Annotated in this window: 16 protein-coding genes; 7 read left to right on the top strand and 9 right to left on the bottom strand. The window is 62.7% G+C overall.

The window, feature by feature from the left end; translation table 11 throughout:
• Nucleotides 1-334: 334 nt before the first annotated feature.
• Nucleotides 335-652 carry a hypothetical protein gene (locus ACP7EY_RS17345; RefSeq protein ID WP_426195770.1) on the top strand — a complete coding sequence of 106 codons (318 nt, stop codon included), beginning with the start codon at nucleotides 335-337 and terminating at the stop codon, nucleotides 650-652.
• Here the strand turns inward: ACP7EY_RS17345 and ACP7EY_RS17340 are convergent.
• Nucleotides 649-1,059: a hypothetical protein gene (locus ACP7EY_RS17340; RefSeq protein ID WP_426195768.1), complete on the bottom strand. Its 411-nt coding sequence runs from the start codon at nucleotides 1,057-1,059 to the stop codon at nucleotides 649-651. The two genes, ACP7EY_RS17345 and ACP7EY_RS17340, sit on opposite strands and share 4 nt — an antisense overlap.
• Before the next feature lie 141 nt (nucleotides 1,060-1,200).
• On the opposite strand from ACP7EY_RS17340, the gene ACP7EY_RS17335 reads away from it, so the two are divergent.
• Nucleotides 1,201-1,755, top strand: a complete 555-nt coding sequence (locus tag ACP7EY_RS17335; protein ID WP_426195766.1) for a DUF4755 domain-containing protein — start codon at nucleotides 1,201-1,203, stop codon at nucleotides 1,753-1,755.
• Between the two features lie 7 nt (nucleotides 1,756-1,762).
• Here the strand turns inward: ACP7EY_RS17335 and ACP7EY_RS17330 are convergent, their stop codons facing one another.
• Both ACP7EY_RS17330 and nhaR read right to left on the bottom strand, forming a co-directional pair.
• Nucleotides 1,763-3,103 carry a hemolysin family protein gene (locus ACP7EY_RS17330; protein ID WP_426195764.1) on the bottom strand — a complete coding sequence of 447 codons (1,341 nt, stop codon included), beginning with the start codon at nucleotides 3,101-3,103 and terminating at the stop codon, nucleotides 1,763-1,765.
• A 91-nt stretch (nucleotides 3,104-3,194) separates the two neighbouring features.
• Entirely contained in the window at nucleotides 3,195-4,103 is a 909-nt protein-coding gene (gene nhaR, locus ACP7EY_RS17325) for a transcriptional activator NhaR (protein ID WP_426195762.1), read from the bottom strand.
• A gap of 131 nt (nucleotides 4,104-4,234) precedes the next feature.
• Here nhaR and ACP7EY_RS17320 point away from each other — a divergent pair, with 131 nt between their 5' ends.
• The 5 genes from ACP7EY_RS17320 to ACP7EY_RS17300 all read left to right on the top strand — a co-directional run bounded on the left by ACP7EY_RS17320 (nucleotide 4,235) and on the right by ACP7EY_RS17300 (nucleotide 8,702).
• A complete protein-coding gene (locus tag ACP7EY_RS17320) occupies nucleotides 4,235-5,287 on the top strand; it encodes a DUF475 domain-containing protein (RefSeq protein ID WP_426195761.1) in 1,053 nt (350 codons plus the stop codon).
• A gap of 145 nt (nucleotides 5,288-5,432) precedes the next feature.
• Nucleotides 5,433-6,008, top strand: coding sequence for a TerD family protein (locus ACP7EY_RS17315; protein ID WP_426195759.1), 576 nt, complete (start codon nucleotides 5,433-5,435; stop codon nucleotides 6,006-6,008).
• Nucleotides 6,009-6,108: 100 nt separating this feature from the next.
• A complete protein-coding gene (locus ACP7EY_RS17310) occupies nucleotides 6,109-6,804 on the top strand; it encodes a TIGR00266 family protein (RefSeq protein WP_426195757.1) in 696 nt (231 codons plus the stop codon).
• A 40-nt stretch (nucleotides 6,805-6,844) separates the two neighbouring features.
• Nucleotides 6,845-7,429, top strand: a complete 585-nt coding sequence (locus ACP7EY_RS17305; RefSeq protein WP_426195755.1) for a TerD family protein — start codon at nucleotides 6,845-6,847, stop codon at nucleotides 7,427-7,429.
• 274 nt (nucleotides 7,430-7,703) lie between these two features.
• Complete coding sequence (locus ACP7EY_RS17300; RefSeq protein ID WP_426195779.1) at nucleotides 7,704-8,702, top strand: IS1595 family transposase; 999 nt, start codon at nucleotides 7,704-7,706, stop codon at nucleotides 8,700-8,702.
• A 61-nt stretch (nucleotides 8,703-8,763) separates the two neighbouring features.
• On the opposite strand, the gene ACP7EY_RS17295 is transcribed toward ACP7EY_RS17300, so the two are convergent.
• The 6 genes from ACP7EY_RS17295 to ACP7EY_RS17270 form a co-directional block, all read right to left on the bottom strand.
• Complete coding sequence (locus tag ACP7EY_RS17295; protein WP_426195753.1) at nucleotides 8,764-9,177, bottom strand: hypothetical protein; 414 nt, start codon at nucleotides 9,175-9,177, stop codon at nucleotides 8,764-8,766.
• 117 nt (nucleotides 9,178-9,294) lie between these two features.
• Nucleotides 9,295-10,185, bottom strand: coding sequence for an RNA polymerase sigma factor RpoH (gene rpoH, locus ACP7EY_RS17290; RefSeq protein ID WP_426195751.1), 891 nt, complete (start codon nucleotides 10,183-10,185; stop codon nucleotides 9,295-9,297).
• Nucleotides 10,186-10,504: 319 nt separating this feature from the next.
• Nucleotides 10,505-11,425 carry a permease-like cell division protein FtsX gene (gene ftsX / locus ACP7EY_RS17285; protein WP_426195749.1) on the bottom strand — a complete coding sequence of 307 codons (921 nt, stop codon included), beginning with the start codon at nucleotides 11,423-11,425 and terminating at the stop codon, nucleotides 10,505-10,507.
• Nucleotides 11,422-12,081, bottom strand: a complete 660-nt coding sequence (locus ACP7EY_RS17280) for a cell division ATP-binding protein FtsE (RefSeq protein WP_426195777.1) — start codon at nucleotides 12,079-12,081, stop codon at nucleotides 11,422-11,424. The genes ftsX and ACP7EY_RS17280 overlap by 4 nt, the downstream gene beginning before the upstream one ends.
• A 15-nt stretch (nucleotides 12,082-12,096) precedes the next feature.
• Nucleotides 12,097-13,431 (bottom strand): signal recognition particle-docking protein FtsY, encoded by a 1,335-nt coding sequence (gene ftsY / locus ACP7EY_RS17275; protein ID WP_426195747.1) that lies wholly within the window; start codon nucleotides 13,429-13,431, stop codon nucleotides 12,097-12,099.
• 93 nt (nucleotides 13,432-13,524) lie between these two features.
• Nucleotides 13,525-14,484, bottom strand: coding sequence for a MerR family transcriptional regulator (locus ACP7EY_RS17270; RefSeq protein ID WP_426195745.1), 960 nt, complete (start codon nucleotides 14,482-14,484; stop codon nucleotides 13,525-13,527).
• Between the last annotated feature and the right edge of the window lie 50 nt (nucleotides 14,485-14,534).

The following is a 14,534-nucleotide window of genomic DNA, read 5'->3' as shown; positions in this document are numbered from 1 at the left end:
CTGCCGCAAAAGTGCTTCCTTGCGCTCTGCTGAATAGTGCTTCACTGCTGCTCTTTTACTCCGCCCCCAGTACGGTTACGATAAATCAGATGACGCGACAACTATGCTGACATAGGGGGATGATCAACTACTATAAATGTGGCTCGCCGGATTGTCAGGCTGTCGCCTGAGCGTTCTTGGCCGAAACCAGATTGTCCAGACCGGCTGGTGTCGGCGTTGGCCAACTGAGACCTTCGTCGGAGGGGTGTCCGGGAACGTAACTATGTAGCGGAACGGCGCCAGGCGCCGCGCTGTGGGCAGCAGACCTGTCTATAGAAAATACCAGGCAGCAGCCATGAGAACCGCGAGAAAACCGCACACCAGCGACGCGTCGCGAAACTTCAATGCGGCGGGCCTGAACGCCGACCTTGGTCGCGAAAGGAAATTGCGCAGCAAATTTTCATCGCGCGGTGTCATCGCCAAGGAGATGACGCTGCACAGGGTGCCAATACCAATGCAGGCGCAAACGCACATAGATGAAAAGTGTTTCCAATCCATCGAGATGCCGGCTTTAGATTTGCGTGGTCAATCGGCTGCTGCTGTCCGGAAGTGGCCTGTCATCGGCCGATCGGTCCGCCCCCAGGCCGTCCTCTGCCTGATGCAGCCATTCTAATGAGTTCCTGGCCCGCCGTCGCTTGAGGTGAGATGCAAGGGCCACACCGTGCACACGAACAGCAGGCTTGCTGGCACCAGGAAGAACCAGCCCATGGGCTGCCACTCACGCCCGTGTGACGCGGTCAGAAGCGAGCCACCCAATGCAAGCGGGAGGGCCAGTAGCATCCCCGCAAGCACATGATGCAAGCGGGATTTTGCCATACGCCGTCCGACCAGGCCGACATAAAAGAAGCCCGATGCAATCAGCAATGCCGCTGCCGGCAAGGCCAGTAAAGGTGGTGGGGCGTATTCGCTCGGTACGGCAGCACCGAGCATGGCCAGCGGGATACTGGCCATGATGACAAAGGCACCGAATGCCAACGAAGCCAGGCGGATGGCGTAAGCGAGCAGGGTAGATGATTTCATGCCTGATTATAGTCATGGGACAGCGGGCATCGCCAGCAAGCACTTGGCCTTCAGCGCAGCGCTTCCACAAATAATCTCCGCTTTTGATCAGGGCGCTCGAATAGTTCTCCAGCCCCCCAATGAACTCCAAGGAGATATGCAATGAAACCTGTTCCCGCCAGCGCCCTGATGGTCGGCATCCCCGGCCTGATCCTGTTGGTATTGTTCCGTCAGCCGCTCAGCCTGGTCGGACTGCTCATGCTGGCCGGGGCCGCCTGGGCCTGGTGGCGCGCCGGCCGGCAGCCATCGCCCAAGCACGTCGATCCCGTGAAGGATGTCCAGGCCGTGATCGCGCCCTTGCAGTACCAGAGTTTTTACAAGAACACGGCGATCGGCATCGACCCCGCCCAGCGCATCGTCCACCTGTATCAGAACAAGCAGTACCGCGCGTACGCTTTCAGCGATATCCGCAGCTGGAATACCAATATCCAGACGGGTGGAAAATTCATTGGCGGGGGCGGCGACCTGGGGACGGCGTTGGCGATGACGTCGGCCAATATTCGCGCCTCAAAAGCCAATGCCGCCAACACGGGCTTGTTTATCGAGGTGCGCGATATCGATTTCCCGACCTGGAAAATCGACTTTCCCGAGAAGGGCATGCAGCAATCCCATGCCCGCTGGATGGAAATTCTGCGCCAGCATATCAACGAAAGTTAAGTGGCAGTTAGTCGAGGTCGTCCGTGTCGTCATCGCGCTGCAACTGGGGAATGACCTTGACCAGCACGATGCGGGGACCGTTCATTTTCTTGACGACGACATCGAACCGGGGAAACTCGATCCGCTGACCCTGCTTGGGAATATCGCCCAGCTTCACCATCAGCAAGCCGCCCACCGACTCGACTTCGTCCAGGCCCATGCCTTCGTTGTTGATGTCGATCCCCAGCGCCCGTTCGAGCGAGAAGATGGGCAGGCTGGCCTTGCCGATCAGGGTGCCGTCTTCCTGCTTGAGCCAGTCGTTTTCGTTGAGGCGGAATTCGTCGTGGATTTCGCCCACCATCGCGCCCAGCAAATTGTCGAGGGTGATGAAACCGACGGGGCGCTTGCCCTTTTCGCCGATCAGGGCGAAGTGGGGCGCACCTTCCCGAAAACGGCGGAACATGTCCTGCGCCCTGGTGCGCGCCGACATGGTTTCCACCGGGCGCAGGTAGGGCGTCAGGTCGAGCAGGGGGCGTCCCGACTGCTGGGCGAAAAACAGGTCTTTCATGTGGATCACGCCCAGCACGTCTTCGCCATTCTTGTCGAAATACGGGTAACGGCTAAAGCGGTTGCGGCGCATGGTTTCCAGATTGGTTTCAATCGGCTTGTTGGCATGCAGGGCAATGACTTCGTTGATCGGGCGCATCAGCTCGGCCACCGTCAACTGGGAAAAATCGAGCGACTGCGCCAGGATGTGGCGCTCGTCGCGCGTGTGCTTTTCACCGGGCTGGCTGGTGCGCAGGATCAGCTTGAGTTCTTCCGTCGAATAATGGGCGTCGTGGCCGCCGGCGCCGTTCAGGCCAGCCACGCGCAGTACCAGGTTGGCGCTGCCGTTGAGCACCCAGATGGCCGGGTACATGGCCCAATAAAAGGCGTACAGGGGCAGGGCGCTGTACAGGCCGATGATCTCGGGGTTGCGGATCGCCAGCGATTTCGGTGCCAGCTCGCCCACCACGATGTGCAGGAAGGAAATCACGCTGAAGGCGAACACGAACGAGACGCCGTGGACGATTTCAGGGGAGGTCACGCCGATCATGCCGAACAGGGGTTCGAGCAGGCTGGCAAAGGCGGGCTCGCCCACCCAGCCCAGGCCCAGCGAGGCCAGGGTGATGCCCAGTTGGCAAGCGGACAGGTAGGCGTCGAGCTGGCTGTGCACCTTGGCAAGGATGCGGCCCTTCAGGCCCTGGGTCCTGGCAATGGCGCGGATGCGGGTTTTGCGCAGGGTGACGATGCCGAATTCGGCGGCGACGAAAAAGCCGTTGAGGATGACGAGAAACAGCGCCAGCAGGACTAACAGGAGGTTATGCATAGGATCGGTGAGGGTTGGGGGAGTGAAATCGCGCGCCCGGCAAGCGGGCACAAAGTGCCGACGATCTCATTTTCACAAGACATTGTACCGTTCAGCCGGCATGGGTTCCGCTCGCCTGCGCCGAAGCAAGAATTGCCTCGACGCCCGGATGCTCGATTTTGCGCTCGTTTGAAATGGCAAAAAACTGTTCGCGCACGGCATCGACCTCGCCCACCAGCACGGCGCCGAACTGTTCTTCGATGTCGCCGGCCAGCGCGGCGGTGGCGAAAAACAGGCCCAGGCCGCGCCGGCCGAAGGTGTTGAGCAGGGCGTTGTCCTCGAATTCGCCGACGATGTCGGGCCGCACCGCATGCTGGCCGAACCAGTCGTCGATCTTGGCGCGCAGCGCGTTGTTGCGCGTCGGTAGCAGGAAGGGGGCGCCGTTCAGGCTGCGGGGAAAATCCTGGCGGTGCGCCAGCGCCAGCGCGGGCGTGCCCACCACCATGGTGGCGCTCTCGAACAGCAGGTGGCTGAACACCTTGAGGGTGCTGCCGCCGCGCACGGGGCGGTCGGTCAGCACCACGTCGAGCTTGTGCAGGGCCAGGTCGGCCAGCAAGGCGTCGAAACTGTCTTCGTAACAGACCAGGCGCACCTTGCGTTCAAGCTGCATGGTAGTCTCGAGCATGCGGTAGGCGGTCAGTTTCGGCAGCGAGTCGGAAATGCCGACGGTCAGGCGGATTTTCTTGGTGTCGACTTCGCTCAGGGCGTCGTGCAACTGCTCGCCCAGCAGAAAAATCTGGTCGGCGTAGCGCAGCGCGGTGCGGCCCGATTCGGTCAGCACCAGGCGCCGGCCCTGCTGGGCGAACAGGGCCGTTCCCACCTGCTGTTCCAGCTGCGACAACTGGGTACTGATGGTTTGCACGGCCAGCCCCAGGCGCTCGGCCGCGCGCGTGACGCCGCCTTCCTTGGCGACCACCCAGAAATAGTACAAGTGGCGAAAATTGAGATCGTTTTGGTTCATTGTTCTGTTTTTCGGAAGTGTTCGTCCAATTATCTTCGCTATTTCAATTGTTTGCATGCATTTACACTGTGACACATCAATTCAGTCCGTTGAATACATGTAAGTAACTTAATAAGAAGAAAGGAAGCCGCATGAAGCATTTCCGCATTTCATTTTTGGTCACCTTCATCTGCCTGGCAGTGTCCGGTTGGTGGGGTTACACGCACGGTGGCTGGTCGGGCGCGCTGACCGCGCTGGGCGTGGCCGTTATCCTGGGCATCATGGAAGTGTCGCTGTCATTCGACAACGCCGTCGTCAATGCCTCGGTGCTCAAGACCTGGGACGAGTTCTGGCAAAAGCTGTTCCTCGGCGTGGGCATCATCATCGCCGTGTTTGGTATGCGCTTGCTGTTCCCGCTGGTCATCGTGGCGCAGGCAGCCGACCTGGGTTTGCTGGAAGTGTGGAACCTGGCCCTGTCCGATCCGAAGCAGTATTCGGCGCATCTGACGGCGCACCACGCGGAAGTGGCGGCGTTTGGCGGCATGTTCCTGCTGCTGGTGTTCCTGAACTTCCTGCTCGATGACTCGAAAGAAATGCACTGGCTGGGCCACATCGAAGAGAAAATCGGCGCGCTGGGCAAGGTCTCGTCGATCTCGGTGATGATCGCCCTCGGTACCCTGATGGGCTGCCTGGGCCTGGTGGAAGAAGCGCAGAAGATGGTGGTCCTGATGGCCGGCCTGTGGGGTATCCTGATTTACGTCGGCGTCGACACCCTCAGCAGCCTGCTGGAGAAGGACAGCGCCGAGGAATCGGGCGCCAATGTGGGCGAACTGGTCAAGCGTGGTGGTGTGGGCGCCTTCCTGTACCTGGAAGTGCTCGATGCATCGTTCAGCTTCGACGGGGTGATTGGCGCGTTTGCCATCACCAACGACGTGGTGATCATCATGCTGGGCCTGGCCATCGGCGCCATGTTTGTGCGCTCGATGACGGTGTACCTGGTCAAGCAGGGCACGCTCGATGAGTTCGTCTACCTCGAACACGGCGCGCACTATGCGATCGGTATCCTGGCCCTGATCATGTTGGCCAGCATGAAGTATCACATTCACGAAGTGTTCACGGGCCTGATCGGCGTGGCCTTCATCGTCGCCTCGCTGTGGTCGTCCATCAAGCACCGCAGGCAGCACAAGGAACTGGCCGTCGCCTGAGCGGACGCCAGTGGCAGAACCCGGAGCGAACGGCCGAACACCGGTTCGCTCCCTGTCAGAAGTACCCGGTGTTCAGAACGGCTTGCAGGTCTACCGTAAGCCAGCACAAAGTGGTTTTAATTTAATCAACTAGGAGATTTACATCATGGCAATCAGTCTGCAAAAAGGCGGCAACGTCAACCTGAGCAAAGAAGCACCTGGCCTGACCAAAATGATCGTCGGCCTGGGCTGGGACACCCGCAGCACCGATGGCGCGGCCTTCGACCTGGACGGCGCCGTGTTCCTGCTCAACGCCGCCGGCAAAGTGCGCTCGGACGCCGACTTCGTGTTCTATAACAACCTCAAATCGACCGACGGCTCGATCGTCCACTCGGGCGACAATCTGACCGGCGCCGGCGACGGCGATGATGAAACCGTCACCATCGACCTGAGTGCGGTACCGGCCGACATCGACAAGATCGCCGTCGCCGTGACGATTCACGACGCCGAAACGCGCAACCAGAATTTCGGCCAGGTGTCGAAGGCCTTCATCCGCTGCATCAATGCGGCCGGCAACGCGGAAATCGCCCGCTACGACCTGTCGGAAGACAGCTCGACGGAAGCGGCGATGATTTTCGGCGAAGTCTACCGCGCCGGCAGCGACTGGAAATTCCGCGCCATCGGCCAGGGTTTCAAGGGCGGCCTGGGCCCCCTGGCAAAGAACTTCGGCGTCAACGTCTAAACAACGCAGGCGCTCGCCCCGGCGCCATTGCGGTCCGGGCCACGAGCGCCTACCATGCACCTAACAATTTGAACAACCACCACGGAAAGGAAGGTTTTACATGCCAGTGTTTACAGTAACGGGGGACGTCGATCCCTTCCTTCACGTGGCGATGCGCCGTGGCGACACGATTTATTGCGAATCGGACGCCATGGTGATGATGGAAGCAACGCTCGACCTGAAGGGCAAGATGAAGGGGGGCCTCGGCAGCGCGCTGATGCGCACCTTCGCCAACGGCGAGTCGTTCTTCCAGCAGCACATCGAAGCGGTGCGGGGCGACGGCGATTGCCTGTTGTCGCCCACCTTGCCCGGCGCCATGCAAGTGGTCGATGTGGGGCCCAACAATTACATCATCAGCGACGGCGCCTTCGTCGCTGCCAGTTCCGGCGTCGAACTGAAGGTGCGCACGCAAAGCGTGGGCAATGCCTTGTTCGCCCAGAGCGGCGGCTTTTTCGTCACCGAAACGAGCGGCCGCGGCCAGGTCGTGGTGTCCGGTTTTGGCTCCATGTCGGCGCTCGACGTCGAGCCGGGCAAGGACGCCATCATCGACAACTCCCACGTGGTGTGCTGGGACAGCACCCTGCGTTACGAAATTTCCATCACCACGGGCAGCAGCGGCGGCTTCCTCGGCAACCTGATCAACAGCCAGACCAGCGGCGAAGGTGTCGTGCTGCGTTTTTCCGGCAAAGGCAAGGTCTACGTTTGTTCGCGCAACCGCGCCGCCTTCCGTACCTGGACCCAGCAGGGATCGCGCTAAGCGCGACTGCCCGTCCATCCACCCGAATAAGGAGCATCACATGTCAGTCAGTCTGCAAAAAGGCCAGAAAATTTCCCTCGACAAGGAAGCCGGCGGCGCGCTCACGCGCATCGTCATGGGCCTTGGCTGGGACGCCATCAAGAAGAAGGGTTTGTTCGGCTTCGGCAGCAAGACCGAGTCGGTCGATCTCGACGCCTCCTGCCTGCTGTTCGATGAAAACGGCAAGTCGGTCGACGCCGTCTGGTTCCGCCAGCTCAAGAGCCAGGACGGCAGCATCGTCCACACGGGCGACAACCGCACCGGCGCCGGCGATGGCGACGACGAGCAGATCGTCGTCGACCTGTCGCGCGTGCCGCCGCAGGTGAAATCGCTGGTGTTTACGGTCAACAGTTTTACCGGCCAGAATTTCTCGCAGGTGGAAAACGCCTACTGCCGCATCATTAACGCGGCCGACCAGAAAGAAGTGGCGCGCTACGACCTGTCCGTGCAGGGCGCCCACACGGCGCAGATCATGGCCAAGCTGTACCGCCACAACAATGAGTGGAAGATGCATGCCATCGGCGAAAACGGCAGTGGCCGCACCTTCGACGAATTGATGCCAAAAATTACGCCGCACTTGAACTAAGACCGTTCGCGCCACCCGGCGCGGCGCGGTACGGATTTCTCCGGCAGTGCCCTTTGCAGGTTCCGTCTTCGCGGTGCCTGCTTTTTTTTGGCGCTTTCACCGTTTGCTGTGGGTCGACCCCGAACCGATTTGAATTGCTGAGGTCAAACCTGCTCCACCAACGTGATGGGAGAGCAGCATGGCACAAGGCAAGCAGGTCCGTCCTAATTTCACCCGCCTGTTCTCCCGGCTGCGCACCTTTAATACCCACCAGAGGCTGGCCGTCTGCTGCTTCATGTCGGCGCTCGTCAACGGCGAGCGCATCGCCACACTGATCGATCAGATCGCCCGTGCGCACAGCGTGTGTCCCCGCTGCGCATCGCGCCAATTCGGCCGCCACGGCTTCGCCAATGGCCTGCAGCGCTACCGCTGCAGCGCCTGTGGAAAAACCTTCAATGGTTTGACGGGCACGCCACTGGCGCGCCTGCGCCTCAAGGGCAAGTGGCTCGCGTATTTCGATTGCCTGCGCGACCCGGCCTGCACCGTCAAAAGCGCCGCCGAGAAAGTGCAGGTGCACGCCAATACCAGTTTCAGATGGCGCCACCGCTTCCTGCACTGGGTCAAGTTCGACCGACCCGCCACACTGCAAGGCATCACCGAGGCCGACGAGACGTTTTTGCTCGAATCGGAGAAGGGGAACCGGCAGGGTAAGAAGCAGAGCAAGCAGCAGAGCAGCCAGCAGAGTAATCAGCAGGAAAGTGATCAGAACAACGGGCCGAAAAAGGATCAGGAAAGCGGGCAGGAAAGTCAGCAGGAAAATACACCGTTGGGCAGAGCGCCACGCAAGCGCGGGGGCGTCGCGTCGAAACGGGGCATATCCAGGCAACTGGTCAACATCGTGGTGGCGCGCGACCGGGGCGGCGCCACCATCGATTTTATTGCCGGGCGCGGCGCCCTCAAGGCCACGGCCTTGCACACCCACCTGCTACCGAAGTTACAGCGCGATGTGCTGCTCGTGAGCGACGCCAATGCGGCCTATAAAAAATTCGCGCGCGAGGCGGGCATCGACCATCAAAGCGTCAAGCTGCGCCAGGGCGTTCGTGTACGTGAAGCCATTCACATTCAAAACGTCAACGCTTATCACAGCCGCTTTAAACGGTGGCTCCATCACTTCAACGGCGTGGCCACGCGCTATCTGGACAATTACCTGGGCTGGTGCTGGGCCATCGACCTGCGCCGCATCGGCAACGCCGAGCGCTTCCTCGCAGCGGCGCTCGGTCACTTCGGCGCTTGAGTTCGAAAGAAACTCAACAGCTAACGGTGAAAGCGCCCTTTTTTTCGCCTGATCGATGCCGTCAAGGCCGTGGCGCCGCCGTTCTTCTCACTTCCAGCACCACCGCATGCTGCTCCACGGGCACGGCGCTGACCCGCTCAAACGAGATGCCGAACCACAGGCCCGGTACCGTGCTGGCCTCGACCCGCTGCCCGGCGTAATCGAGCGCAAAACGTTCCTGGCCGGCAGCGCTGCTGAGCACGAACTGGTAGCTGACCTTGCCCGCCCAGATGCACTGCGCCCCCTGCGGGCAACGGCTGTCCGCAAACGCTTCGTAGCGCACGCTGGCGCCGCCGCCGATGGCGGCCGACTGGCCTGGCGTGAGCGGGTAACTGGCATCGTGCAAGGGCGGCATCGCGGGGGTGCCGGCGCAGCCGGCCAAGGTGTACATCAGAAAAGCGCAACCCAGTTTGAACCACATGAAAAATTGTCGCATCGGGGCGCCCTGTTCAATGAGCGCCGATGGTAGCACGGGCGCCGCCTTGCGCACGTCGCGCTGCCAGACGTGAGAAAGGCGCCCGCGGGCGCCTTTCTGGTGGCTGGACGTCTTCGCTTAAACGAACGACGACAGTGCCGTCTTCATTTTTTTCAAGGCCGCCGACTCGATCTGGCGAATCCGCTCGGCCGACACGCCGAACTCCTCGGCCAGCGTGTGCAAGGTGGCGCCGGAGCCGTCGTCATTGGCCAGCCAGCGCGCTTCGACGATGCGGCGCGAGCGGGGGTCGAGCTTGCCCAGCGCCGTTTCCAGTCCTTCCGACTGCAAGCGCGTCACTTGCTGCGCTTCCATCACCTTGGTCGGCTCCGACAGGTCGGACGACAGGTAGGCAATGGGCGAAAACTTGTCGTCCTCGTCGTCGGTGGGGGCTTCGAGCGCAATGTCGCGGCCCGACAGCCGGGTTTCCATTTCGATCACTTCTTCACGCTTGACGTCGAGCAGCTTGGCCAGCGCATCGATCTGCGTGGGCGACATGGCGTCCAGGCCCACCTTGTTGCTGCGCAGGTTGAAAAACAGTTTACGCTGGGCCTTGGTGGTGGCCACCTTGACCAGGCGCCAGTTTTTCAGGATGTACTCATGCATCTCGGCCTTGATCCAGTGCATGGCGTACGACACCAGGCGCACGCCCTGGTTGGGGTCGAAACGCTTGACCGCCTTCATCAGGCCGATATTGCCTTCCTGGATCAGGTCGGCGTGGGGCAGGCCATAACCGAGATAGCCGCGGGCGATCGACACCACCAGGCGCAGGTGCGACAACACCAGTTCCTGGGCGGCGGCAAGGTCGTTGTGTTCCTGCAGGCGCTTGGCCAGCGAGATTTCTTCCTCGTGCGTGAGCATCGGCAGGCGGTTGACCGCCGAGATGTAAGCATCGATATTGCCAAGATTGCCAGTGAAGCCCAATCCCAGCGCCCGAGTTCCCGTTGGAATCAGTGCGGAGTGTGTGGACATCGTCGTCATGTAATCCTCGTGTGTGTGATACAGCGTCAAGCGTGGTGCTGGCGGTGGTGATTGAAGTGTCCCGCTAGCGAAATCACAGTTTAGCACTCTCTTGATGGGAGTGCCAATTGGCCTCAGCTATGAGTGTGATAGGGCCGAACTTGCGATTTGGAATCGAAAAAAAAGGCGGAAAACCACTGTAGGTGTCGCTGGTGGGCGTACCTTTGATCACGCGCACATTCAACTCGTTCCAGGCGCCGCAGCGCCTGGAATTTTCAACCCTAGTTTGACAGCACAGTCTTAATGGGAGCTTAGATTGTGCGCTGCACGATTAGTTCAATCGTGCGAGGTGGCGCTGCACCGACAGGATGGCGCCGGCCAGGCCGAGGCCGGCGCTGATGGCCAGCAGGGCGGCCACGCCCAGCGGGGGCAGGGCGGCCAGCTGAAATTCGCTCGCATATAAACGGGCAAATTCGGCAATTGCCACGTTCAGGGGACGCAGCGCCAGCGCCACGGCGCCGAGCGCGACGGCGCCCGAAGCGAGGCCCAGCAGGGCGCCCGTGTAATAAAACGGCCGGTGGATGAACACGTCGGTGGCGCCGATCAGCTTGGAGACGGCGATTTCCTCGCGCTGCGTCAATACCTGCAGGCGAATCGTGTTAAACACCACGGCGATGACCACCATGCCCAGCGTCACCGCCAGCAGCAGCAGCACCAGCCGCAGGATGCCCAGCAGGGCCGCCAGGCGCTTGACCCAGGCCGAATCGACCTGCACCGTGTCGACCCCGGGCAGGGCGCGCAGCTGGGCCGCCAGCGTATCGACCTGGCTGGCATCGGCGGCGTTCTTGAAGCCGTCGAGCTTGATGACGTAGCCGTCCGGCAGGGGATTTTCACCGAGCGACCCGAGCACGTCGGTCAGGCCGCTCTTGTCCTTGAGCGATTCGAGCGCCTGCTCGCGCGGCACGAAGGTGATTTTCGCCTTGGTCGCCTTGAGCGTGGCGCGCAGTTGCGGGGCCAGCGCCGCGGCCTCGGCGCGTGCCGTCTGCGGCGTCAGGAACACGCTGATTTCCGGATCGACCGACAATTGCTCGGACACGGGACGCACGTTTTCCAGCAAGGTCAAGCCCGTGAACGGCAGCGCCAGGGCGATCGCCACGACGGCGACGTTGAACAGGAAGCTGCCGGGCGCCTTTCTGACATTGCCCAGCGCGGCGCCGAAGGCGAAGCGGTGTTGCCGCAACCAGCGATTCATGCGTTCTCCATGATCAGTTCGCCCTGGTTCAGGTGAATCACGCGGGCTGCACCGTCGAGCACGCTGTCATCGTGGGTGGAAATCAGGCAGGTGACGCCGGCGCGGTTGAACGCGCGCAAGGCATCGAGCACCTTGTCGGCGCTGGCGCGGTCGAGGTTGGCGGTGGGTTCGTCGGCCAGGATGATCTGCGGCCGGTTCACGATCGCGCGGGCGATCGACACCCGCTGCTGCTCGCCGCCGGACAGTTCGAGCGGCAAGTCCTTGGCCCGCTCGAGCAGGCCCACCTTGTCGAGGGCGGCGCGGGCGCGTTGCTCGGCCTCGGCCTTGGAGGCGCCGATGACGAGCAGGGGCATCATGGTATTGGCCAGGATGTGGCGGTCGTTCAAGAGTTTTTGTTGCTGGAAGATCAGACCCAGGTTGCGCCGCAGGAAAGGCACGCCTTCGCGGCGCAGCTTGCCGATGTCCTGGCCATTGACCAGCACGGCACCCGCGGTGGGCCGCTCAATGGCGGCGATCATCTTGAGCAGGGTCGACTTGCCCGCGCCGGACGGGCCGGCCAGGTAGACCAGCTCGCCCCGGGCGATGTCAAAACTGACCTCGCGCAGGGCAATCGCGTGGGCGGAATACTGCTTGCTGACGGACTCGAAGGCGATCATGGGGGCGCTCATGGCTCAGCCCAGCAGGGCTTCGACGAACTCGTCGGCCTTGAACGGCTGCAAGTCCTCGATTTTCTCGCCGATGCCAATAAAATACACGGGAATCGGCCGCGTGCGGGCGATCGCCGCCAGCACGCCACCCTTGGCGGTGCCGTCGAGCTTGGTAATGACCAGGCCCGTCAGCTGCAAGGCGTCATCGAAGGCTTTTACCTGGGCCAGCGCGTTCTGTCCCGTGTTGCCGTCAATGACCAGTACCAGTTCGTGGGGCGCACCGGCCATGCCCTTGGCGATGACCCGCTTGATTTTTTTCAGCTCTTCCATCAGGTGCAACTGGGTGGGCAGGCGGCCGGCCGTGTCGACCATGACCACGTCCATCTTTTTCGCCTTGCCCGATTGCACGGCGTCGAAGGCCACGGCGGCCGGGTCGCCCGATTCCTGGGCGATCACGGTCACGTTGTTTCTCTGGCCCCAGACCATCAACTGCTCGCGGGCGGCGGCGCGGAAGGTGTCGCCGGCGGCCAGCAGCACCGATTGCTGGTATTTCTGCATGTGCTTGGCCAGCTTGCCGATGGTGGTGGTCTTGCCGGCGCCGTTGACGCCCGCAATCATCATCACCATGGGCTCGTGGCGGCCCAGTTCGAGCGGCTTTTCCAGCGGCCGCAGCAGATCGGTCATCAGCACCTTGAGGGCGCCCTTGACGGCGGCGGCGTCGAGCAGGCGCTCGTCCTTGACCTTGCGGCGCAAGCCGTCGAGCAGGAATTGGGTGGCGTCCATGCCGGCGTCCGACATTAACAGGGCCGCTTCGAGCTCTTCATATAAATCTTCGTCGATCTTCGCGCCCACGAACAGCAGCGACAGGTTCGACGAGGTCTTCGACAGCCCCGCCTTCAGGCGCGCCATCCACGAGGACTTGCGCTCGGCCTCGAGCACGGGCCGTTCGGCCGTCTCGCTGATCCACTCGGTGGCCGGCGCGGGCGCGACCAGGAGGGGACCCGGCGGCGGCGTTGGCGTCGATGGGGCGGGCGCGGGCGCTGCCGCTGCCGCCGTCACGACGGGCGTCGGCGCTGGCATTGGCATTGGCACGACGGGCGCAGGCGCTGGCACGACGGGGGCGATGACCGGCGCTGGCGATGGCATTGCCGCTGGCTGCACGGGCGTTACTACCGGCGGCGCCACGAAGGTCGAGGTGGTGCCGTAGCGGCGCGATGGCGAAGGCGCCAGCTCTGGCGGCGCGGGCACCACCACGGGCACCACGGGCGCGACGACCGGTGTGATTACCGGCGCTGGCGGCGCTGGCGGCGCGGGCGGGGCTTCGACAACAGCGGGTTTTTTCTTGAAAAAGCTGAACATGGATCTCTGGGGACGGGCGCTGCATGCACATGCCGGGCGGTGCCGGGCACGACGAACTGACTGGCGCGTATTTTACCAGAGGGGCTGATGCTTTCAGGCCGCGGCCGGCACGTCCCCGGCGGGCGCGCCGTGGCGCTCGCGCCAGCGCGCCACGGCGCTGCCGATCGAGCCCAGGTCGAGCACCGTGCCGGGCTGCAGGTGGCGGCGCGCCATGGCCACGCCGCCGCCGCCGGCCCACACCTCGGTGGCCGCGCCCAGGCGCAGCCGTAACTCGTTGATATTGTCCACTGCCGCGCGCGGCGAGCTCACGCCGGAGAAGGACAGGGCGACAATATCGGCGCCCTGGGTGCGGGCCGCGTCGACGATATCGGACAGCGGCGTCTGCACCCCCAGCGAAATGCAATGGGCCCCTTCCAGCGCCAGCAAGGCCTCCACCATCAGCAAGCCGAGCCCGTGGCGCTCCTGCGGCACGGTGGTGAGCAGAACCCGCGGCTGGCGCTGGCCATCGTGGCGCTCGCCGCTGGCGGCGACGATGGCATTGCGCAGCACCGTTTGCAGCATGTCCGAATACAAATGCTCTTCGAACACCGCCATCTGGCCCTGGGTCCAGGCGATCCCGATCGCCGTCGTGAGCGGGGCGATCAGTTCGACCACGCAGCGCTGCAAACCCATGCTCAGCATCGCCTGCGACAGGCGCTGGCGCAATTCGGCCACCTGGTGCGCCCGCAGCAAGCCCAGGCACAGGGCGATTTCCGGGTCGTCGATGCCGCGCGCGGCCGGCCCGGACGGGGCTTTGCCGCCCAGTTCGCCCAGGGCGGCCACGTCCAGGGCCATGATCTTGCCGGGGCGGTAACCCTGGTCAAGCAGGCGTTTGACCAGGCTCAGCTTGTAGACCTGGTCGGGCGGATAGACCCGTTCGCCATTGGCGTCGCGCTGGGGGCGGGGGAAATCGTAACGCCGCTCCCACACGCGCAAGGTCTCCTTGGCGATGCCGACATCGCGTTCGACGTCACTGATGCTGGAAAAAACAAGGGGGGCGGGGGCGGTGGTCATGAGGCGGGTTCCAAGGGAAGGCGATGCAGCGCGTCGCTGGCGGAGAAATC

This window comes from Massilia sp. DWR3-1-1, assembly GCF_049898325.1.
In the GTDB taxonomy this organism is placed as follows: Bacteria; Pseudomonadota; Gammaproteobacteria; order Burkholderiales; family Burkholderiaceae_D; genus JAFCUW01.
The sequence above is the reverse complement of the archived record's forward strand: the minus strand, read 5'-3'. Positions and strand labels throughout refer to the sequence as shown.